Raw genomic sequence first — 20,295 nt, 5'->3', positions numbered from 1 at the left:
TTGGTGGGTCGTGCAGGATTCGAACCTGCGACCAATTGATTAAAAGTCAACTGCTCTACCAACTGAGCTAACGACCCACTCTGGCGTCGCTTTGGGCTTGTTCGATATCCCTTGGCAACGGCGGCATATATTACTGATTTCAGATTTCAGCGCAACTAAAATTTCGATAAAGATCACTTAACTGCTTGGGTTTCGTGCGACAAGACCAGAAATAACGCGATTTCTGGTCATGCCATAATCAACCCAGGGCGTTAAGACGTTTTTGCGCTTGTTTCGCACCATCGGTGCCAGGGAATTTGCTGACTACCTGCTGGTAAACCGCTTTCGCTTTCGCGGTGTCGCCTTTGTCCTGCATGATAACGCCGACTTTAAACATCGCATCCGGCGCTTTCGGGGATTTCGGATAGTTTTTCACCACTGAGGCGAAATAATATGCCGCATCGTCTTTTTTCCCCTTATTGTAGTTCAACTGTCCGAGCCAGTAGTTGGCGTTCGGCTGATAAGTTGAATCCGGGTACTTCTTGACGAAGTTCTGAAACGCCACCATTGCGTCATCCTGGCGGGACGAATCTTTAACCAGCGCAATAGCCGCGTTGTAATCGGTGTTGGCATCCCCGGTCATCGCAGGCGCCCCGGAAGACGCCGCTGGCGCCGTACTGGCGGCAGCCGAGCTTTGATCGCCGGAAGACGACGGAGCCTGCGCCTGCGCGCCTGCCGCTGCTGCTCCGCCACCGCTCGTCAGCCCGTCGATCTGTTGCAGAATCTGCTTCTGGCGTTCGACAATCTGATTGAGCTGATACTGATTTTCCTGAATCTGACCGCGCAGGGAATCAATATCGCTTTGGTTATCGGAGAGTTGTTGCTGGAGTTGGGTTAAAAGCTGGCTGTGAGCATTGGAAATACGCTCAAGTTGAGTGACGCGGTCTTCGACCGAGCCTGAGCCGACACTACTGATTGGCGCCTGAGCAAAAGCGGCCCAGGGGGCCGCTATGCCAACCAGTAACGACAGACTCAATAAATGATGTCTGAAGTTACTGCTCATGCAATTCTCTTAGTAAACCAGTACGGCGCGACGGTTTTTGGCATATGCCGCTTCGTCATGACCCAGTACTGCAGGTTTTTCTTTACCGTAAGAAACGATGGAAATCTGGTCAGCAGAAACACCTTTGCCCTGCAGATACATCTTAACGGCGTTAGCACGACGCTCACCCAGAGCGATGTTATATTCCGGAGTACCGCGCTCATCCGCGTGACCTTCTACGGTCACTTTGTAGGACGGGTTGCTACGCAGGAAGTTAGCGTGCGCATCCAGCATTGCAGCGAAGTCAGAACGGATATCGTACTTGTCCAGATCGAAGTAAACGATGTTGTTCTGCTGCAGCTGCTGCATCTGCAGACGAGCTTGCTCTTCGGAAGACATGTTGCCGCCGTTAGCGTTAGCGTCCATACCAGTGCCGGCACCCAGCATGCCTTCACCGCTCTGGTCGTTGCTGGCGTTCTTGTTGGAAGAACACGCCGCGATTGCCATAACCGGCAGAGCGATCATCAGCCCTTTCAGCACTTTGTTCAGTTGCATTTCTTTGATTCCTTTAATAATCAATTATTTATTATCACAGATACGGCGACCAGGCAGGGAATTTTACCTGTCCATCAGTTGCCGGAAGACGCGCTTTGAAACGCCCATCTGTAGAAACCAGATTCAGCACGGATCCCATCCCCTGAGAAGAGCTGTAGATTACCATAGTGCCGTTAGGTGCCAGACTTGGCGTTTCATCTAAAAACGTTGATGACAGAACCTGTACACCACCCGCTTCCAGATCTTGCTTAGCAATGTGCTGCTGACCGTTGGCCGAGCTTACCATTACCATAATTTTACCATCAGCGCTGACGTCAGCATCCTGGTTCTGCGAACCTTCCCAGGTAATACGCTGCGGCGTACCGCCGTTGATGTTGACTTTATACACCTGAGGACGGCCAGCCTGGTCGGAAGTAAACGCCAGGTTCTGGCTATCCGGGAACCAGCTCGGTTCGGTGTTATTGCTGCGACCGTTAGTCACCTGACGAATCTGGCCGGAGCCAAGGTCCATCACGTACAGATTCAGGCTACCGGTTTTCGACAGTGCGAATGCCAGTTTGCTGCCATCCGGCGAGAAGGCCGGCGCGCCGTTGTGCTGCGGGAAGGAGGCAATCTGACGGACTGCGCCATTCGCCAACGTCTGAACTACCAGCGCGGAGCGGCCGCTTTCGAAGGTCACATAGGCCAGTTTAGAACCGTCCGGAGACCATGCCGGCGACATCAGCGGCTGTGATGAACGGTGAACCAGGAACTGATTGTAGCCGTCGTAGTCAGAGACGCGCAGCTCATACGGGAACTGACCGCCATTGGTGCGAACCACGTAAGCGATACGGGTACGGAAAGCGCCTTTAATTCCGGTCAGCTTTTCGAATACCGCGTCACTGGCAGTATGTCCGGCATAACGCAGGTACTGCTTGGTCACTTTGAAAGAGCCTTGCGACAGGATGGTACCCGGCGCACCGCCGGTATCAACCAGCTGATAGGCAACCTGGTAAGAACCGTCAGGGTTTGGCGTCACCTGGCCTACGACCACGGCGTCAACGCCCAGCGCGGACCATGCTGCAGGCTGCACTTCCTGAGCGCTACCCGGCTGCTGAGGCAGGCGCGAGCGATCCAGCGGATTAAACTTGCCGCTATTGCGCAGGTCAGCCGCTACCACGCCGCCAATATCTTCAGGCGCAGCGCCCGGGCCAGCCCACTGGAATGGCACCACACCGATGGGGCGCGCCGAGTCCACCCCCTGGGTGATCTCGATGCGTACTTCTGCGTGCAGCACCGCCGCCCACAGCATCAAAAAACCAAATGCTACTCGTAATGCCTGCTTCATCATATCTCCCTTATCCGGGCGGAAAGCCCACGATAATTTAGCAGAATGTTAACAAACCCAAATACACAAAACTACCAAAACCCTGTGACTACCATAGATTGTTTTTCCCCGCTTGTACGGGGAAAAACGATTACAGTTTAAAGTCTAGTGTCGCATTTTTTATTTTCTCATAAACAGCCTGACTTGGCGGTTTAGGAATACTCGCAGTACGTGCTGCCGTTAATGCCGCCTGACACAGCGCAGGGTCGCCTCCTTCAGAGGTGATATCCTTTAATGTGCCGTCAGGCCCAAGGTTGATATGCAACACGCAACGCTTGCCTTGATAGAGGCTGGCATCATACAGGCGGCTTTGAATAGCCATCTGTATTTGCTTTGCGTATGCGCTGATATCAGCTCCCGTTGCCCCGCCGTTGGCGCCTGAGGCACCGCTATCTTTCGATGGCTGGCCATTACCTTTAGCGCCACCGCCGGTTTTCGGCGCATTCTTACCTGAGCTCAGGTCACCAAGCAGATCGTCAACACCGCTTGCTTCTTTAGCTGCAGCGGCTTTCTTGGCCGCGGCGGCCTTCGCGGCGGCGGCTTTGGCCGCTTTATCAGCCGCCGCTTTTTCTGCTGCGGCAGCTTTGGCGGCAGCGGCTTTTTCGGCTGCTGCGGCTTTTTCAGCAGCAGCTTTTTCCGCGGCAGCTTTCTGGGCAGCAGCTTTCTCAGCGGCGGCCTTTTCTGCCGCAGCCTGTTTCGCCGCTTCCTGCTGAGCTTTCTTCTCGGCCTGCTGCTGCGCTTTCTTCTCTGCATCCTGCTGAGCTTTTTTCGCAGCTTCCGCTTCGGCTTTCTTCTGCGCATCCGCGGCGGCTTTCGCCGCTTCGGCTTCCGCCTGTTTCTTCGCGTCAGCGGCTGCTTTGGCTGCCGCCTTAGCGGCAGCCGCTTCCGCGACTTTCGCCTGGGCATCGGCCTTAGCTTTGGCATCAGCAGCGGCTTTAGCGGCAGCTTCCTGCGCTTCTTTCGCCTGGGCATCTGCTTTCGCTTTTGCCGCGGCCGCCGCCTTGGCTGCCGCTTCTTCAGCCTGTTTTTGCTGCTCTTTCGCTTCTTTAGCCGCTTCCTGCGCCTGCAGACGTTCTTGTTCCATTTGCTTCAGGCGTTCCTGCTCGGCAGCCTGTTTTTCCCGCAGTTCCTCGGCCTGCTGCTGAGCCTGCTTTTCACGCTGCTCGGCCGCGCGACGCGCGCTGGACTGCTGTTGCTGCTGGCGGTTGTAGTTGTTGACTACCGCGCCAGGATCGACCATCACCGCATCAATGGACGAACCTCCGCCGCCGCCGGAAGTATCCAGATGCTCGTCGAACGAACTCCAGATCAGTAGCGCAATCAGAATGATGTGCAGCACCACTGAAACTATGATCGCTCGTTTAAGCTTATCGTTTTGTTCGGTTGCCTTTGACACTATCGGTTCCCAAAAACTGTTCGCCTGTTGCCGCTTAAAAGCAACGGCGGAATGCTATCGATATCCACCGCCGCTCGCTCCGCGGGCCGATTAAATAGGCTTGGTCATTAAGCCAACCGATTTAACCCCTGCGCTATGCAACAGGTTAAGCGCTTTAATGATTTCATCGTAAGGCACATCTTTCGCGCCACCGATAAGGAACACCGTCTTCTCGTTCGCTTCGAGTCGGCGCTTCGCTTCAGCAATGACCTGCTCCGGCGGCAGTTGGGACAACGTTTCCTGACCGACTTTCACGCTGTACTGCCCTACTCCGGAGACTTCAACGATAACCGGTGGTTCATCGTTGCTTTTCACCGCTTGCGACTCCGTGGCGTCCGGCAGATCGACTTCCACGCTCTGCGTAATGATCGGCGCTGTCGCCATGAAGATCAGCAACAGCACCAACAGGACATCCAGCAGCGGAACGATGTTAATCTCGGACTTCAGTTCGCGACGTCCGCGTCCACGTGCTCTGGCCATGGCTTACCCCTTATTGCTTTCGCTGCTGGTAAACGCCTGACGGTGCAGAATGGCGGTGAACTCTTCCATAAAGTTGTCGTAGTTCAGTTCAAGTTTGTTCACGCGCTGGTTCAGACGGTTGTAGGCCATAACCGCCGGGATGGCAGCAAACAGACCGATTGCCGTGGCGATCAGCGCTTCCGCGATCCCCGGCGCAACCATCTGCAGTGTCGCCTGCTTCACCGCGCCGAGGGCGATAAAGGCGTGCATGATCCCCCAGACGGTACCGAACAGGCCGATATACGGGCTGATGGAACCCACGGTGCCAAGGAACGGAATATGCGTTTCCAGCGTTTCCAGTTCGCGGTTCATCGAGATACGCATCGCGCGCGACGCCCCTTCGACAATCGCTTCCGGCGCATGGCTGTTGGCACGATGCAGACGCGCGAACTCTTTAAAGCCGCTGTAAAAAATCTGCTCGGAACCGGCGAGGCTATCGCGACGGCCCTGGCTCTCCTGGTACAGGCGAGACAGTTCAATACCGGACCAGAACTTATCTTCAAACGCTTCGGCTTCGCGGCTGGCGGAATTGAGGATACGCGTTCTCTGAATAATAATAGCCCAGGAAGCGATAGAAAAACCAATCAAAATCAACATGATAAGTTTAACCAGAAGGCTCGCCTTCAGGAACAAATCAAGGATATTCATGTCAGTCACTGCTTAAACTCCGCGACAATAGACTTGGGAAGCGCACGAGGCTTCATTAAGAGTGGATCAACGCACACAATGAGAACTTCAGCTTCGTTCAAAACTGTATTCTCGGCGTTGACGATTCGCTGCGTGAAAACCAAAGAGGTGCCTCGCATCGAGGTAATTTCCGTCTGGATTTCGAGCATGTCGTCGAGTCTGGCGGGCGCAAAATACTCCAGCGTCATTTTGCGAACGACAAAGGCAACTCGTTCAGCCAACAGAACCTGCTGACTGAAGTGATGGTGGCGCAGCATCTCTGTGCGTGCTCTTTCATAAAAAGCGACGTAACTGGCGTGGTAAACCACACCACCGGCATCGGTATCTTCGTAGTAGACCCGGACCGGCCATCGAAACAGCGTTGTATTCACTTTACATCCCGGTAATGCAAAAAAAGAGTAGTGCTTTCAAACTTCGCTACTATACGCGCGGGAATCGTGGTTTGGAATGGGAGAAAGTAAACGGCGAGTAAATTTTTATGGGCTTATGCAAGCCCATGCGGTTAACAGACTTCTCTTATACTCTTATCTTTCAAAAGAAGAAAAAGATCAGGCCTGCAAAGAGAACAATATCAGCGATAAGCGGACAGAAAATCCCCTGCCAGTGCACGGCTTTCGGACGGAAGCCCACACCGTGAATGACGCCGGCGCACACCGCCCACATCAGCAAGAAACCATGCCAGATTTCAAGCCCACTGGTCTTCGCCGCAAAGCGCGACGGATCCCAGAAGATGCAGCCTGCCAGCAGGAGCGCCATTAATAAGGAAAGCGCCCTTAACGGGCGCTTGTCCATCATCGCGTAAAGGGTCGCGATAATTTTCATCAATGCTCTTCTTTACCTGCTTTGGTTGCTTCCACGTGCTCAAGCGCCAGCGCGGTAATCACCCCAAAGGCACAGGCAAGCAGCGTTCCCAAAATCCATGCGAAGTACCACATATATAGCTCCTTACCTTAGTACAGCGAGTGGGTGTTCTTTTCGATGTCTTCGCGGGTAATGCGGCCAAACATCTTCCAGTAACACCAGGTGGTGTAGCCGAGGATAATCGGCACAAACACGATAGCCACGTAGGTCATCACATTCAGCGTCAGCTGGCTGGAGGTGGCATCCCACATCGTCAGGCTCGCATTCAGCATCGTGCTGGACGGCATGATGAACGGGAACATCGCGATACCCGCGGTCAGGATGATGCAGGCCAGCGTCAGCGAGGAGAACAGAAACGCCATGGCGCCTTTATCTGCTTTTGTCGACGCGACGGTCAGCAGCGGGAGCACCACGCCCAGGGCAGGAATAGCCCACAGCGCTGGCATATTGTTAAAGTTAACCATCCACGCGCCGGCTTCACGCGCCACTTCTTTGGTCAGCGGGTTAGACGGGCCGGTATGATCCAGCACCGATTTCACCACGTAACCGTCGATACCGTAGTAGACCCATACGCCCGCCAGCGCGAAGCAAACCAGCGTCACCAGCGCCGCCACCGTGGAGACGGTGCGGGTGCGCAGATGCAGTTCGCCTACGGTACGCATCTGCAGGTAGGTCGCGCCCTGCGTCAGGATCATCGCCACGCTGACGATACCCGCCAGCAGACCAAACGGATTCAGCAGCTGGAAGAAATTGCCGGTGTAGTACAGACGCAGATACTCATCAATATGGAACGGTACGCCCTGCAGCAGGTTGCCGAAAGCCACGCCGATAACCAGCGGCGGCACAAAGCTCCCCACGAAGATGCCCCAGTCCCACATGTTGCGCCAGCGGGTATCTTCAATCTTGGAGCGGTAGTCGAAGCCCACCGGACGGAAGAATAAAGACGCCAGCACCAGAATCATCGCCACATAGAAGCCGGAGAACGCGGCGGCGTATACCATCGGCCAGGCAGCAAACAGCGCGCCGCCGGCGGTGATGAGCCACACCTGGTTTCCGTCCCAGTGCGGGGCGATGGAGTTGATCATGATTCGACGCTCGGTGTCATTACGACCGAGGAAACGGGTGAGCATGCCCACCCCCATGTCGAATCCGTCGGCGACGGCGAAGCCAATCAGCAGGATGCCGATCAGTAGCCACCAGATTAAACGCAATACTTCATAATCGATCATTTGACGACTCCTGTCTTAGCGTGCCGACTGAATAGCCGCGGAGGACTGTTCAAAGTGATAGCGACCCGTTTTCAGGCTGCTCGGTCCTTTGCGGGCAAACTTGAACATCAGGAACAGTTCAGCCACCAGGAACAGCGTATACAGACCGCAGATCAGCAACATCGAGAAGATCAGATCGCCCGCGGTCAGCGATGAGTTCGCCACCGCTGTAGGCAGCACTTCACCAATCGCCCACGGCTGACGGCCATACTCGGCAACAAACCAGCCCGCTTCAACGGCAATCCACGGCAGCGGCAGACCGAAGAACGCGGCGCGCAGCAGCCATTTTTTCTCGCCAATGCGGTTACGAATCACGGTCCAGAAAGAGGCGCCGATAATCAACAGCATCAGTACGCCGCACGCCACCATGATACGGAAGGCGAAGTACAGCGGCGCTACGCTCGGAATAGAGTCTTTGGTCGCTTTAGCAATCTGCTCTTCCGTGGCGTCGGCGACGTTCGGGGTATAGCGCTTGAGCAGCAGGCCATAACCGAGGTCTTTCTTAACATCATTGAACCGATCGCGAACCGCCTGATCGGTGGAACCGGCGCGCAGCTGTTCCAGCAGCGCATAGGCTTTCATCCCGTTACGAATACGCTCTTCATGCTGCGCCATCAGATCTTTCAGGCCGATAACCGGCTTATCCACCGAGCGGGTAGCGATGATACCCAGCGCGTAAGGGATCTGGATGGAGAAGTGGTTGGTTTGCGCTTCCTGATCGGGAATACCAAACAGGGTAAAGGCAGCCGGCGCCGGCTGAGTTTCCCATTCTGCTTCAATCGCCGCCAGTTTGGTTTTCTGCACGTCACCCATTTCGTAACCGGACTCATCGCCGAGGACGATAACGGAGAGGATAGCGGCCATACCAAAGCTTGCAGCAATCGCGAAGGAGCGCTTAGCAAAGGCGAAATCACGGCCTTTAAGCATGTACCAGGAGCTGATAGCAAGGATGAACATCGCGCCAGTCACATAGCCGGAGGCCACGGTGTGGACGAATTTAACCTGAGCAACCGGGTTCAGGACCAGCTCAGAGAAGCTGACCATCTCCATACGCATGGTTTCAAAGTTGAAATCCGATGCGATCGGGTTCTGCATCCAGCCGTTGGCCACAAGGATCCACAGCGCGGAGAGGTTAGACCCCAGAGCGACCAGCCAGGTCACCGCCATGTGCTGAACTTTGCCCAGACGATCCCAACCGAAGAAGAACAGACCTACAAAGGTAGATTCGAGGAAGAAGGCCATCAGACCTTCAATGGCCAGCGGCGCACCGAAGATATCGCCCACATAGTGAGAATAGTAAGACCAGTTAGTCCCGAACTGGAACTCCATGGTCAAACCGGTTGCGACACCCAGAGCGAAGTTGATACCAAACAACTTGCCCCAGAACTTGGTCATATCTTTATAAATCTGTTTGCCGGAAAGGACGTAGACCGTTTCCATGATGGCCAGCAGGAACGCCATACCGAGCGTTAGCGGCACAAAAAGGAAGTGGTACATCGCGGTCAAGGCAAACTGTAAGCGCGACAGTTCGACTATATCTAACATCATGACTCCTTGCTCATCGCATGAAGACTCCGAGAACGAACCCAAAATTCAGGTTCATACGCATGCCCCAATACAAAATTATTTGCTCCCTGGTACGTTACTGCTCATCTGGCGATGAAACAGTGCCCTCGCAAAGGTTACAAATACGTTAACGAAAAAACCAAATGATTCTCTAATATATTACGCCGCAATAACCTTACAATAAATAGGATTTTATTGTTCCAGCTTTACATTTTTCGACGGTGATCAATATATAGCGAAAATGCCCCGAATAGGCCAATTTGATTTGCGACAATTTAACGTTTTTTGTGGATTTTTTCCAAGTATTAAGCATTGATATAAATCAATTTTTCCCGCCTATGTTAATTATGTGGCGCAATAAAGAATAACAGTAAAATTGATGTTAAAAATGTGTTTAAAGTCTGCCGCTAGCGGTTACTAAAAAGAGAGAGATGAGAATTATAGGTAATATAATTTTAACTTTGACCAATTTAAGGTAAGAAATGATGCGATCCTAATAATGTTAGACCGGTCACACTATTTTTCCCAATCGAAATGCAAAAAATAACGTCTGCGTTTTTCTGTTTATTTTCACATAAAATTAACCATCTCCCCTCCCCCGGCAAAGCGGCGAGTGATTATTCCCAATAATATTCAGTAAATCAATAAAATAGGGGTTTTTAACGCAAGAGAGCGCCTGCGGCTGTCGACAAGGCAAAAAAAAGGCCACCTGACGGTGGCCAACCATGTCGAAATCGGACATTAGTCTGCTCCTGAGGAGCAGTGAGGGTTTACTTGATGATAGCTTTCAGCGCTTCGCCGATATCCGCCAGGCTGCGAACGGTTTTCACACCGGCCGCTTCCAGCGCAGCAAATTTCTCATCAGCAGTACCTTTACCGCCCGCGATGATGGCGCCGGCGTGGCCCATACGCTTGCCTTTCGGCGCGGTAACGCCCGCGATGTAGCCGACAACCGGCTTAGTCACGTGCTCTTTAATGTAAGCTGCCGCTTCTTCTTCCGCGCTGCCGCCGATTTCACCGATCATGACGATCGCTTCGGTCTGCGGGTCTTCCTGGAACATTTTCAGGATATCGATGAAGTTGGAGCCCGGGATCGGGTCGCCGCCGATACCGACGCAGGTAGACTGGCCGAAGCCGTAGTCGGTGGTCTGCTTAACCGCTTCATAGGTCAGGGTACCGGAACGGGAAACGATGCCCACTTTACCCGGCTTGTGAATGTGACCCGGCATGATGCCGATTTTACATTCGCCCGGGGTGATAACGCCTGGGCAGTTCGGGCCGATCATGCGAACGCCAGCTTCGTCCAGCTTCACTTTCACGGTCAGCATATCCAGGGTCGGGATACCTTCGGTGATGGTGATAATCAGCTTAATGCCCGCGTCGATAGCTTCCAGAATGGAGTCTTTGCAGAACGGCGCCGGAACGTAGATGACGGTCGCAGTCGCGCCGGTGGCTTCAACGGCTTCGCGCACGGTGTTAAATACCGGCAGGCCCAGGTGGGTGGTGCCGCCTTTACCTGGCGTTACGCCGCCAACCATCTGAGTGCCGTAAGCGATCGCTTGTTCAGAGTGGAATGTACCCTGGCTACCGGTAAAGCCCTGGCAGATAACCTTGGTGTCTTTATTAATTAAAACTGACATTATTTCCCCTCCACTGCGGCAACAACCTGCTGTGCTGCGTCCGTCAGACTTTTCGCTGCAATAATATTCAGGCCGCTGTCAGCCAGTTTTTTCGCGCCCAGTTCGGCGTTGTTACCTTCGAGACGTACAACAACCGGTACGTTAACACCCACTTCTTCAACCGCGCCGATGATGCCGTCAGCGATCAGATCGCAACGTACGATACCGCCGAAGATGTTAACCAGAACCGCTTTAACGTTGTCGTCAGAGAGGATGATTTTGAACGCTTCGGTCACGCGCTCTTTGGTGGCGCCGCCGCCAACGTCGAGGAAGTTAGCCGGTTCGCCGCCGTGCAGCTTAACGATGTCCATGGTACCCATCGCCAGGCCTGCGCCGTTAACCATGCAACCGATGTTGCCGTCGAGGGCAACGTAGTTCAGTTCCCACTGCGCCGCCTGAGCTTCGCGCGGATCTTCCTGAGACTGGTCGCGCATTTCACGCAGATCCGGCTGGCGGAACAGCGCGTTGCCGTCAGCGCCCAGTTTACCGTCGAGGCAGATCAGGTCACCCTGCTTGGTGATAACCAGCGGGTTGATTTCGATCAGCGCCAGATCGCGCTCCAGGAAGATGGTCGCCAGACCCATGAAGATCTTGGTGAACTGCTGAACCTGTTTACCTTCCAGACCCAGTTTGAACGCCAGTTCGCGACCCTGGTAAGGCATCGGGCCCGCCAGCGGATCGATGGCGATCTTGTGGATCAGGTGCGGGGTTTCTTCCGCTACTTTTTCGATTTCCACGCCGCCTTCGGTAGACGCCATGAACACCACGCGACGGGAGCTACGGTCAACAACCGCGCCCAGATACAGCTCTTTATCAATATCGGTCGCTGCTTCAACCAGAATCTGGTTTACCGGCTGGCCGTTAGCATCTGTTTGGTAAGTCACCAGGCGTTTGCCCAGCCAATGCTCAGCAAAAGCGCGAATCTCTTCTTTGCTCTTAACTACTTTCACACCGCCCGCTTTACCGCGGCCACCAGCGTGAACCTGACATTTCACTACCCACGGACCCGCGCCGATTTTTGAAGCGGCTTCTTCTGCTTCACGCGGAGTAGTACAGGCATAACCCACCGGCGCCGGTAAGCCATAGCGGGCAAAAAGTTGTTTTGCCTGATATTCATGTAAGTTCATGTGTTCAGTCCATCCTTCAGGTAATAATTATCTTTAAACCTGTAGGCCTGATAAGACGCGCAAGCGTCGCCATCAGGCATCTCATCAACGCCGGATGGCGGCGCGAACGCCTTATCCGGCCTACGGTAGGTAATACTCTTACTGACTACACGTCCAGCAGCAGACGAGTCGGATCTTCCAGCAGCTCTTTAATCGCTACCAGGAAGCCTACCGATTCACGTCCGTCGATCAGACGGTGGTCATAGGAGAGCGCCAGGTACATCATCGGCAGAATTTCTACCTTGCCATTGACCGCCATCGGACGGTCTTTAATGGCATGCATACCCAGAATGGCGCTCTGCGGTGGGTTGATGATCGGCGTGGACATCAGAGAACCGAATACGCCGCCGTTGGTAATGGTGAAGTTACCGCCGGTCAGGTCATCTACGGTCAGCTTGCCGTCACGGCCTTTCACTGCCAGCTCTTTAATATTCTTTTCGATATCCGCCATGCCCAGCAGGTCAACGTCACGCAGCACCGGAGTCACCAGGCCACGTGGGGTCGAAACCGCCATGCTCACGTCGAAGTAGTTGTGATAAACCACATCGTCGCCATCGATGGAAGCATTCACTTCCGGATAACGTTTCAGCGCTTCAACAACCGCTTTCACGTAGAAGGACATGAAGCCCAGACGGATACCGTGACGTTTTTCGAACGCTTCGCCGTACTGCTTACGCAGATCCATAATCGGCTTCATGTTGACTTCGTTGAACGTGGTCAGCATGGCGGTAGAGTTTTTCGCTTCCAGCAGACGCTCGGCAACGCGTTTACGCAGACGGGTCATCGGTACGCGTTTTTCAGAGCGGTGGCCCAGTTGCGCAACCGGCGCCGCAGCAGCGGCTGGCGCTTTCGCTTCAGCTTTCGCCGGCGCGCTCGCCAGATGTTTCTCAACGTCTTCGCGGGTCAGGCGGCCGCCAACGCCGGTGCCTTTAATCGCCGCCGCGTCGAGGCTGTGTTCAGCCAGCAGACGACGGATAGCCGGGCTAAGCGCGTCGTTGCTCTGCTCTTCCAGAGACGCTTGCTGACGCTGAGCCGGGGTGGACTCTTTGGTATCAGCTTTCGCATCAGCGGCTTTACCGGCGCTGTTGCCTTCACGCAGGCGGCCCAGAATCTGACGAGACAGCACGGTGGCGCCTTCGTCTTCCAGTACTGCATCCAGAATGCCGTCCGCTGATGCCGGTACTTCCAGTACCACTTTGTCAGTTTCGATTTCGACCAGAACTTCGTCGCGGACTACCGCGTCGCCCGGTTTTTTGTGCCAGGTGGCGACGGTTGCGTCAGCTACGGACTCAGGAAGGTCGGGAACCAGAATATCTACGCTACTCATTGTGTATCCTTTAATTAATCGACGTTCAGCGCGTCATTGACCAGATCTTGTTGCTGTTTCTGGTGAACGGACATATACCCTACCGCCGGAGAGGCGGAGGCCGGGCGGCCTGCATAACGCAGAGAGGCCCCAAATGGAACTACTTCACGAAGGTGGTGCTGGCTGCAGTACCATGCGCCCTGGTTGAGCGGCTCTTCCTGGCACCAGACAAAATCGTGGACGTGCGAGTAAGCTTTCAGCGCTTCCTGTACCGCCTGATGCGGGAACGGATAGAGCTGTTCGATACGCACGATGGCGACATCTTTTTGCTCGTTTTTACGGCGCTGTTCCAGCAGGTCGTAGTAAACCTTACCAGAGCACAGTACGACGCGTTTCACGGCTTGCGGATCGAGCTCGTCGATTTCGCCAATCGCCGGCATAAAGGTGCCGTTCGCCAGTTCGTCCATGCTGGAAACCGCCAGCGGGTGACGCAGCAGAGATTTCGGCGACATGACCACCAGCGGACGGCGCATACCGCGCAGCGCCTGACGACGCAGCATGTGGTAAACCTGTGCCGGAGTGGACGGTACGCAAACCTGCATGTTCTGCTCAGCGCACAGCTGCAGATAACGTTCCAGACGCGCGGAGGAGTGCTCCGGGCCCTGCCCTTCGTAGCCGTGCGGCAGCAGCATCACCAGGCCGCACATCCGGCCCCATTTCTGCTCGCCGGAGCTGATGAACTGGTCAATCACCACCTGCGCGCCGTTGGCGAAGTCGCCGAACTGCGCTTCCCAGATGGTCAGGGTGCGTGGTTCCGCGGTGGCGTAACCATATTCGAATGCCAGTACCGCTTCTTCAGACAGCACGGAATCCCAGACGCGGAACTGGCCCTGACCGTTGTGTACGTTCTGCAGCGGCGTATAGGTAGAACCGTTGCTCTGGTTATGGATAACCGCATGACGGTGGAAGAAGGTACCGCGACCGGAGTCTTCGCCGGACAGACGCACCGGGATACCCTCATCAACCAGGGTGGCGTACGCCAGGTTTTCCGCCGCGCCCCAGTCGAACAGTTTCTCACCGGCGGCCATCAACTGACGGTCGCCGTAGATTTTCGCTACGCGAGACTGCATCTCAACGGTTTCCGGCACCGTACTGATGCGTTTGGCCAGCTCTTGCAGACGTTTTGGCTCAACTTTATCCGGGTAGCTCTCGTCCCACTCATGGTTGAGGTACGGAGACCAGGTAAAGGAGTGCATGTTCATCGGACGCCATTCCGCTACCACGCAATCGCCGGCATCCAGCGCATCGCGGTAGAGGTTAACCTGTTCGGTAGCGTCTTCCAGCGTCGCGACTTTGTCCTGTTCCAGCTTGTCAGCATAGATTTTGCGCGGAGTCGGATGCTTTTTGATTTTCTGGTACATCAGCGGCTGGGTTGCGCTCGGCTCGTCGGCTTCGTTGTGGCCGTGACGGCGATAGCACACCAGGTCGATGAAGACATCGCGTTTGAAGGTATTACGGAAATCCAGCGCCAGACGGGTAACGAAAGCAACCGCTTCCGGGTCATCCGCGTTAACGTGGAAAATCGGCGCCTGAACCATTTTACCGATATCGGTGCAGTACGGCGTAGAACGCGCATCCAGCGGGTTGGACGTGGTGAAGCCAACCTGGTTGTTGATAACGATGCGAACGGTTCCGCCCACTTCGTAACCGCGCGCTTTGGACATGTTCAGGGTTTCCTGAACCACGCCCTGGCCGGCTACCGCGGCGTCGCCGTGGATGGTGATTGGCAGAACTTTATTGCTGCTCGGCTCGTCCAGACGATCCAGACGGGCGCGTACGGAGCCGATAACCACCGGGCTGACGATTTCCAGGTGCGACGGGTTAAACGCCAGCGCCAGGTGAACCAGACCGCCTTCGGTTTCCATATCGGAAGAGAAGCCCATGTGGTACTTCACGTCGCCGGTGCCGAGGTGTTCTTTATGTTTGCCCGCGAATTCGTCGAACAGGTCCTGCGGTTTTTTACCCAGCACGTTGACCAGTACGTTCAGACGACCACGGTGCGCCATACCCAGCACCACTTCACGGGTGCCACTCTTACCGGCGTGGCGGATGATCTCTTTGAGCATCGGGATTAACGCATCGCCGCCTTCCAGCGAGAAGCGTTTCGCGCCCGGGAATTTGGCGCCGAGATAGCGCTCCAGGCCTTCCGCGGCGGTCAGCTCGCTCAGGAAGCGCTTTTTCTCTTCCGCGGTGAAGCTCGCTTTGCCTGCTACTGACTCAATGCGCTGCTGGATCCAGCGTTTTTCTTCAGTAGAGGTGATGTGCATGTATTCCGCGCCGATGGAGCCGCAGTAGGTTTGCTTAAGCGCCGCGATCAGGTCGCCCAGCTTCATCGTGTCTTTTCCGATGGCGAAAGAACCTACGTTATAGCTTTCCTGGAAATCGGCCTCGGTGAGATCGTGGTAAGCCGGATCGAGATCCGCCACTCTCTCTTGCTGCCACAGTCCCAGCGGATCGAGTTTCGCCTGCTGGTGACCACGGAAGCGGTATGCGTTGATGAGCTGCAGGACTTTAACCTGCTTCACATTGGTATCAGGGTCGGATATCGAAGAAGTGTAACGTGAGGCATCCTTCGCCAGTCGACGGAAATAATCACGCGTTTTCGAATGAAATTGATCCGGTTTAACTCCGGTGCCAGGTAACTGCTGGAACATCGAACGCCAGTTGGCGTCAACAGAGTCAGGATCGGTTAAGAAGTCTTCATAGAGCTGTTCTATCCAGCTCTGGTTCGAACCAGAGAGGTAAGAAGAGTCCAGCCAGGCTTTCATTGCGCCGTTCTGCATCGTGATCCCTTAAGCATTTTTATGCTTATTTCGCCGTAGAAACTACCACGCACACCGAGTGCACGTGCCGGGGTTCACTTGTTGCGGACGAGTTGTGGTTTCTATCCGCTAAGGAACCTTTAAAAACTGTCTAACTATCAGGGGCAGTTTTTAGAGGTTTCCTGCTATATCTATTGCCTGATGGCGCTTCGCTTATCAGGCCTACAAGATACGATCCTGTAGGCCGGATAAGACGTTTACGTCGCCATCCGGCAACGAAAACAACTTACGCGCTGCGCTGCAGCAGCATCGACTTAATATGGCCGATAGCGCGCGTTGGGTTCAATCCCTTAGGACACACACTGACGCAGTTCATAATGCTGTGACAGCGGAATACGCTGAAAGCATCGCTCAGACCTTCCAGACGCTCGCTGGTTTCGGTATCGCGACTGTCAATCAGGAAGCGATACGCGGCCAGAAGGCCTGCCGGGCCGATGAACTTGTCCGGGTTCCACCAGAACGACGGACAAGAGGTCGAACAACATGCGCACAGAATACACTCGTACAGACCATCGAGTTTCTCGCGCTGCTCAGGCATCTGCAGATGCTCGCGAGCCGGAGGATTTTGCCCATTATTCAATAAGTAAGGCTTGATCTTCTCATATTGTGCGTAGAATTGCCCCATGTCTACCACCAAATCGCGGATAACCGGCAATCCAGGCAGCGGACGGATAACAATTTTCTTACCCGGCTGGTTCAGCGCGGAGATCGGCGTGATGCACGCCAGACCATTTTTACCGTTCATGTTCAGACCATCGGAACCGCACACCCCTTCACGGCAGGAGCGGCGGAACGACAGCGACGGATCTTTTTCTTTCAGCTGGATAAGCGCATCCAGCAGCATCATGTCGCGACCTTCTTCCGCGTCGAGGGTGTAATCCTGCATATGCGGAGCGTCGTCAACATCCGGGTTATAGCGATAAATTGAAAACTCGAGTTTCATATTCCTGTCTCCGCATTAATAAGTACGAATCTTCGGCGGGAATGCCGGACGCAGTTTCGGTTCCATGTTGACCGCTCGACGCGTCATGGATTCCGACTCTGGCAGATACAGGGAATGGCACAGCCAGTTTTCATCATCACGTTCCGGGAAGTCGAAGCGGCTATGCGCGCCGCGGCTTTCGGTACGGAAGTTTGCGGATACCGCCGTGGAATAGGCAGTTTCCATCAGGTTATCCAGCTCCAGACACTCGACACGCTGGGTGTTGAACTCGCTGGAAGTGTCGTCCAGGCGCGCATTTTTCAGACGCTCGCGGATCTCTTTCAGTTTTTCCAGACCTTTGTGCATCGCGTCGCCTTCACGGAAGACCGAGAAGTTATGCTGCATACATTCCTGCAGCGCTTTGCGGATAGCAACCGGGTCTTCGCCGGAACGGGTGTTGTTCCAACGATTCAGACGGTCCAGGGAAGCTTCGACATCGGACTCGCTGGCAGCGCGCAGCGCGCCCTGCTCGGCGATGGATTCCTGCAGATGCAGACCCGCCGCGCGGCCGAAGACCACCAGGTCCAGCAGCGAGTTGCCGCCCAGACGGTTGGCGCCGTGTACCGATACACAGGCGATTTCGCCAACGGCGAACAGGCCCGGGATCACCACATCTTCGCCCTTCTCGTTCACGGTCAGCGCCTGGCCGGTCACTTTCGTCGGAATACCGCCCATCATGTAGTGGCAGGTTGGGATAACCGGAATCGGTTCTTTAACCGGGTCAACGTGGGCAAAGGTACGAGACAGTTCAAGAATGCCCGGCAGACGGGATTCCAGCACTTCTTTACCCAAGTGATCCAGTTTCAGCTTGGCGTGCGGGCCCCACGGACCATCGCAGCCGCGGCCTTCGCGGATTTCGATCATGATGGAACGCGCCACCACGTCACGACCCGCCAGGTCTTTCGCGTTCGGCGCATAACGCTCCATAAAGCGCTCGCCGTGTTTGTTCAGCAGGTAACCGCCTTCGCCGCGGCAACCTTCGGTGACCAGCACCCCCGCCCCGGCGATACCGGTCGGGTGGAACTGCCACATTTCCATATCCTGCACCGGAACGCCCGCGCGCAGAGCCATACCGACGCCGTCGCCGGTGTTGATGTGGGCGTTGGTGGTGGATTGATAAATACGGCCTGCGCCGCCGGTCGCCAGCACGGTAGCGCGAGCTTTGAAGTACACCACTTCACCGGTTTCGATGCACAGAGCGGTACAACCGACCACCGCACCGTCCTGGTTTTTCACCAGATCGAGGGCATACCATTCGGAGAAGATAGTGGTGTGGTTTTTCAGGTTCTGTTGATACAGGGTGTGCAGCAGCGCGTGACCGGTACGGTCGGCCGCCGCCGCGGTACGTGCCGCCTGCTCGCCGCCGAAGTTTTTCGACTGGCCGCCAAACGGACGCTGATAAATACGGCCGTCATCAAGACGGGAGAACGGCAGACCCATATGTTCCAGCTCAAGAATCGCTTCCGGGCCGGTCTTACACATATATTCGATGGCGTCCTGGTCGCCGATATAGTCCGACCCTTTTACGGTGTCGTACATGTGCCATTCCCAGTTATCTTCATGGGTATTACCGAGCGCGACGGTGATGCCACCCTGCGCGGAAACGGTATGGGAACGGGTAGGGAAAACTTTAGAGAGCAGCGCACAGGTCTGTCCGCTCTGGGAAATCTGCAGCGCCGCGCGCATACCTGCGCCGCCGGCACCAATTACAACTGCATCAAATTCTCTGACTGGCAATTTCATTACACACCCCACACCACAACAAATCCATAAAGAACGTAAGCCACCAGCGCCACAACGATAATCAGTTGCAGAACTAAGCGCACGGCCAGTGGTTTAACGTAGTCCGTCAACACCTGCCACATACCGATCCAGGCGTGAATCAGGATGGAAACGAGAGCCAGCAGGGTAAAGACTTTGGTGAACGCGGAGGAGAAGAATCCGGTCCAGATTTCCCAGGAGATCTCACCGGAGGTGGCGAAGAAGCCAACCATGTAGATGATGTAGAGGGTCAGAACGATGGCGGTAGCACGGACCAGAATAAAGTCATGTACGCCGTTGCGTCCCAGTGCTGAGGCGTTGCTTACCATACGAGGACTCCTGCGAGAAGTGAAAGCACGACAGTAATAACAAAAGAAATTTTGGCGGAGCGTGTCCCTGCTTCGAGGGTTTCTTCCAGATAGCCAAAGTCCATCAGCAGATGGCGGATACCGACAACGGCGTGATAAGCCAGCGCGGTGAGGATGCCCCACATGATGAACTTCACGAAGAAGCTATTCATGATGGAGGCGGCCGTCAGGAAGCCCTCCGGAGAGGAAAGGCTGGTGCCCAGCAACCAAAGCAGAATACCGACCGCCACAAAAGTGATCACACCGGATACGCGATGGAGAATGGACGCTATCGCCGTGATTGGGAATCGAATCGTTTGTAGATCCAGATTGACAGGTCTTTGTTTTTTCACATTTCTTACCATGAATAACGCCCACATGCTGTTCTTATTGTTTCCTTCCTCCGGTCTGCTTGCGGGTCAGACAGCGTCCTTTCTATAACCAGAAGTCATGTTAAAACCCCTTTCCAGGAGTAAAAGCGTGACCAAACAACGCTGGGTGGCTCGGGATTGCAGGGTGTTCCGGAGACCTGGCGGCAGTATAGGCCGTTCACAAAATCATTACAATTAACCTACATATAGTTTGTCGGGTTTTGTCCGGAACAGTGATCAAGGTCACGATTACAACATTATTTTAAATTTTAATCACCTGATTTGACAAATATTAAACATTCTTGTTACAACCATTACTAGATTAATGCAATAATGCCCAAAAGTTATGGGGTCACTCTTTCACCTGAGAATAAGTTATGTAACAGTGTGATGGTATTGACCGATGTAATCAGGACAGTTATTAGTGGTATACAGGTTTTAATATTCGGGCTGCTAAAACGCTGATTTGCTGCCGTTTCACTCCCGGGCTGAAGACGTACCATCAAGCGCCTGCGCTCTGTAC

Annotated in this window: 20 protein-coding genes and 1 tRNA gene; 1 reads left to right on the top strand and 20 read right to left on the bottom strand. The window is 54.7% G+C overall.

Features of this window, described 5'->3' with window-relative positions; all coding sequences use genetic code 11:
- Nucleotide 1 precedes the first annotated feature (1 nt).
- The 20 genes from AC2CGP_RS11900 to sdhC all read right to left on the bottom strand — a co-directional run bounded on the left by AC2CGP_RS11900 (nt 2) and on the right by sdhC (nt 19,781).
- Nucleotides 2–77, bottom strand: a tRNA-Lys gene (locus AC2CGP_RS11900).
- A 161-nt stretch (nt 78–238) separates the two neighbouring features.
- Nucleotides 239–1,042, bottom strand: a complete 804-nt coding sequence (gene cpoB / locus AC2CGP_RS11895; protein WP_015704771.1) for a cell division protein CpoB — start codon at nt 1,040–1,042, stop codon at nt 239–241.
- A 9-nt stretch (nt 1,043–1,051) separates the two neighbouring features.
- Complete coding sequence (gene pal, locus AC2CGP_RS11890) at nt 1,052–1,576, bottom strand: peptidoglycan-associated lipoprotein Pal (protein ID WP_004859700.1); 525 nt, start codon at nt 1,574–1,576, stop codon at nt 1,052–1,054.
- A gap of 34 nt (nt 1,577–1,610) precedes the next feature.
- A complete protein-coding gene (gene tolB / locus AC2CGP_RS11885) occupies nt 1,611–2,903 on the bottom strand; it encodes a Tol-Pal system beta propeller repeat protein TolB (protein ID WP_015367659.1) in 1,293 nt (430 codons plus the stop codon).
- Between the two features lie 130 nt (nt 2,904–3,033).
- Nucleotides 3,034–4,338, bottom strand: a complete 1,305-nt coding sequence (gene tolA / locus AC2CGP_RS11880; RefSeq protein WP_015704770.1) for a cell envelope integrity protein TolA — start codon at nt 4,336–4,338, stop codon at nt 3,034–3,036.
- Nucleotides 4,339–4,428: 90 nt separating this feature from the next.
- Nucleotides 4,429–4,857 carry a colicin uptake protein TolR gene (gene tolR / locus AC2CGP_RS11875; RefSeq protein WP_015367661.1) on the bottom strand — a complete coding sequence of 143 codons (429 nt, stop codon included), beginning with the start codon at nt 4,855–4,857 and terminating at the stop codon, nt 4,429–4,431.
- A 3-nt stretch (nt 4,858–4,860) separates the two neighbouring features.
- A complete protein-coding gene (gene tolQ / locus AC2CGP_RS11870) occupies nt 4,861–5,553 on the bottom strand; it encodes a Tol-Pal system protein TolQ (protein WP_015704769.1) in 693 nt (230 codons plus the stop codon).
- On the bottom strand, nt 5,550–5,954 hold the full coding sequence (gene ybgC / locus AC2CGP_RS11865) for a tol-pal system-associated acyl-CoA thioesterase (RefSeq protein ID WP_004859689.1): 405 nt from the start codon (nt 5,952–5,954) through the stop codon (nt 5,550–5,552). Before ybgC ends, tolQ begins: the two co-directional genes overlap by 4 nt.
- A 160-nt stretch (nt 5,955–6,114) precedes the next feature.
- Nucleotides 6,115–6,405: a cyd operon protein YbgE gene (gene ybgE, locus AC2CGP_RS11860; RefSeq protein WP_015367664.1), complete on the bottom strand. Its 291-nt coding sequence runs from the start codon at nt 6,403–6,405 to the stop codon at nt 6,115–6,117.
- Nucleotides 6,405–6,518, bottom strand: coding sequence for a cytochrome bd-I oxidase subunit CydX (gene cydX, locus AC2CGP_RS11855; protein WP_004100325.1), 114 nt, complete (start codon nt 6,516–6,518; stop codon nt 6,405–6,407). Before cydX ends, ybgE begins: the two co-directional genes overlap by 1 nt.
- 15 nt (nt 6,519–6,533) lie before the next feature.
- Nucleotides 6,534–7,673, bottom strand: coding sequence for a cytochrome d ubiquinol oxidase subunit II (gene cydB, locus AC2CGP_RS11850; protein WP_015367665.1), 1,140 nt, complete (start codon nt 7,671–7,673; stop codon nt 6,534–6,536).
- 15 nt (nt 7,674–7,688) lie between these two features.
- Nucleotides 7,689–9,257: a cytochrome ubiquinol oxidase subunit I gene (gene cydA, locus AC2CGP_RS11845; protein ID WP_015367666.1), complete on the bottom strand. Its 1,569-nt coding sequence runs from the start codon at nt 9,255–9,257 to the stop codon at nt 7,689–7,691.
- Between the two features lie 791 nt (nt 9,258–10,048).
- Nucleotides 10,049–10,918, bottom strand: a complete 870-nt coding sequence (gene sucD, locus AC2CGP_RS11840; RefSeq protein ID WP_015367669.1) for a succinate--CoA ligase subunit alpha — start codon at nt 10,916–10,918, stop codon at nt 10,049–10,051.
- A complete protein-coding gene (gene sucC / locus AC2CGP_RS11835) occupies nt 10,918–12,084 on the bottom strand; it encodes an ADP-forming succinate--CoA ligase subunit beta (protein ID WP_015367670.1) in 1,167 nt (388 codons plus the stop codon). Before sucC ends, sucD begins: the two co-directional genes overlap by 1 nt.
- 145 nt (nt 12,085–12,229) lie before the next feature.
- The gene (gene odhB, locus AC2CGP_RS11830; protein ID WP_020079338.1) at nt 12,230–13,450 is read right to left on the bottom strand and encodes a 2-oxoglutarate dehydrogenase complex dihydrolipoyllysine-residue succinyltransferase; all 1,221 of its coding nucleotides are present in this window, start codon (nt 13,448–13,450) and stop codon (nt 12,230–12,232) included.
- Nucleotides 13,451–13,464: 14 nt separating this feature from the next.
- A complete protein-coding gene (sucA, locus tag AC2CGP_RS11825; protein ID WP_213759392.1) occupies nt 13,465–16,272 on the bottom strand; it encodes a 2-oxoglutarate dehydrogenase E1 component in 2,808 nt (935 codons plus the stop codon).
- 265 nt (nt 16,273–16,537) lie between these two features.
- Nucleotides 16,538–17,254, bottom strand: a complete 717-nt coding sequence (sdhB, locus tag AC2CGP_RS11820) for a succinate dehydrogenase iron-sulfur subunit SdhB (RefSeq protein WP_020079339.1) — start codon at nt 17,252–17,254, stop codon at nt 16,538–16,540.
- 15 nt (nt 17,255–17,269) lie between these two features.
- Nucleotides 17,270–19,036, bottom strand: a complete 1,767-nt coding sequence (gene sdhA, locus AC2CGP_RS11815) for a succinate dehydrogenase flavoprotein subunit (protein ID WP_015367673.1) — start codon at nt 19,034–19,036, stop codon at nt 17,270–17,272.
- Nucleotides 19,036–19,383: a succinate dehydrogenase membrane anchor subunit gene (sdhD, locus tag AC2CGP_RS11810; protein WP_015367674.1), complete on the bottom strand. Its 348-nt coding sequence runs from the start codon at nt 19,381–19,383 to the stop codon at nt 19,036–19,038. Before sdhD ends, sdhA begins: the two co-directional genes overlap by 1 nt.
- Nucleotides 19,377–19,781: a succinate dehydrogenase cytochrome b556 subunit gene (gene sdhC, locus AC2CGP_RS11805; protein WP_020079340.1), complete on the bottom strand. Its 405-nt coding sequence runs from the start codon at nt 19,779–19,781 to the stop codon at nt 19,377–19,379. Before sdhC ends, sdhD begins: the two co-directional genes overlap by 7 nt.
- A 324-nt stretch (nt 19,782–20,105) precedes the next feature.
- Between sdhC and AC2CGP_RS11800 the strand changes: the two genes are divergently transcribed.
- Nucleotides 20,106–20,237 carry a hypothetical protein gene (locus AC2CGP_RS11800; protein ID WP_418268990.1) on the top strand — a complete coding sequence of 44 codons (132 nt, stop codon included), beginning with the start codon at nt 20,106–20,108 and terminating at the stop codon, nt 20,235–20,237.
- The last annotated feature ends 58 nt before the right edge of the window (nt 20,238–20,295 follow it).

This window comes from Klebsiella sp. SYXHC3 (assembly GCF_057196925.1).
The sequence above is the reverse complement of the archived record's forward strand: the minus strand, read 5'-3'. Positions and strand labels throughout refer to the sequence as shown.

Excerpts from the sequence above, each read along its gene's own strand:
- tolR (WP_015367661.1), bottom strand. The coding sequence starts at position 4,857 with ATGGCCAGAGCACGTGGACGCGGACGTCGCGAACTGAAGTCCGAGATT.
- sucA (WP_213759392.1), bottom strand. The coding sequence starts at position 16,272 with ATGCAGAACGGCGCAATGAAAGCCTGGCTGGACTCTTCTTACCTCTCT.
- pal (WP_004859700.1), bottom strand. The coding sequence starts at position 1,576 with ATGCAACTGAACAAAGTGCTGAAAGGGCTGATGATCGCTCTGCCGGTT.
- sdhC (WP_020079340.1), bottom strand. The coding sequence starts at position 19,781 with ATGTGGGCGTTATTCATGGTAAGAAATGTGAAAAAACAAAGACCTGTC.
- sdhD (WP_015367674.1), bottom strand. The coding sequence starts at position 19,383 with ATGGTAAGCAACGCCTCAGCACTGGGACGCAACGGCGTACATGACTTT.
- sdhB (WP_020079339.1), bottom strand. The coding sequence starts at position 17,254 with ATGAAACTCGAGTTTTCAATTTATCGCTATAACCCGGATGTTGACGAC.
- ybgE (WP_015367664.1), bottom strand. The coding sequence starts at position 6,405 with ATGAAAATTATCGCGACCCTTTACGCGATGATGGACAAGCGCCCGTTA.
- AC2CGP_RS11800 (WP_418268990.1), top strand. The coding sequence starts at position 20,106 with ATGCCCAAAAGTTATGGGGTCACTCTTTCACCTGAGAATAAGTTATGT.
- odhB (WP_020079338.1), bottom strand. The coding sequence starts at position 13,450 with ATGAGTAGCGTAGATATTCTGGTTCCCGACCTTCCTGAGTCCGTAGCT.
- cpoB (WP_015704771.1), bottom strand. The coding sequence starts at position 1,042 with ATGAGCAGTAACTTCAGACATCATTTATTGAGTCTGTCGTTACTGGTT.
- sucC (WP_015367670.1), bottom strand. The coding sequence starts at position 12,084 with ATGAACTTACATGAATATCAGGCAAAACAACTTTTTGCCCGCTATGGC.
- sdhA (WP_015367673.1), bottom strand. The coding sequence starts at position 19,036 with ATGAAATTGCCAGTCAGAGAATTTGATGCAGTTGTAATTGGTGCCGGC.
- cydB (WP_015367665.1), bottom strand. The coding sequence starts at position 7,673 with ATGATCGATTATGAAGTATTGCGTTTAATCTGGTGGCTACTGATCGGC.
- cydX (WP_004100325.1), bottom strand. The coding sequence starts at position 6,518 with ATGTGGTACTTCGCATGGATTTTGGGAACGCTGCTTGCCTGTGCCTTT.
- cydA (WP_015367666.1), bottom strand. The coding sequence starts at position 9,257 with ATGTTAGATATAGTCGAACTGTCGCGCTTACAGTTTGCCTTGACCGCG.
- tolB (WP_015367659.1), bottom strand. The coding sequence starts at position 2,903 with ATGAAGCAGGCATTACGAGTAGCATTTGGTTTTTTGATGCTGTGGGCG.
- sucD (WP_015367669.1), bottom strand. The coding sequence starts at position 10,918 with ATGTCAGTTTTAATTAATAAAGACACCAAGGTTATCTGCCAGGGCTTT.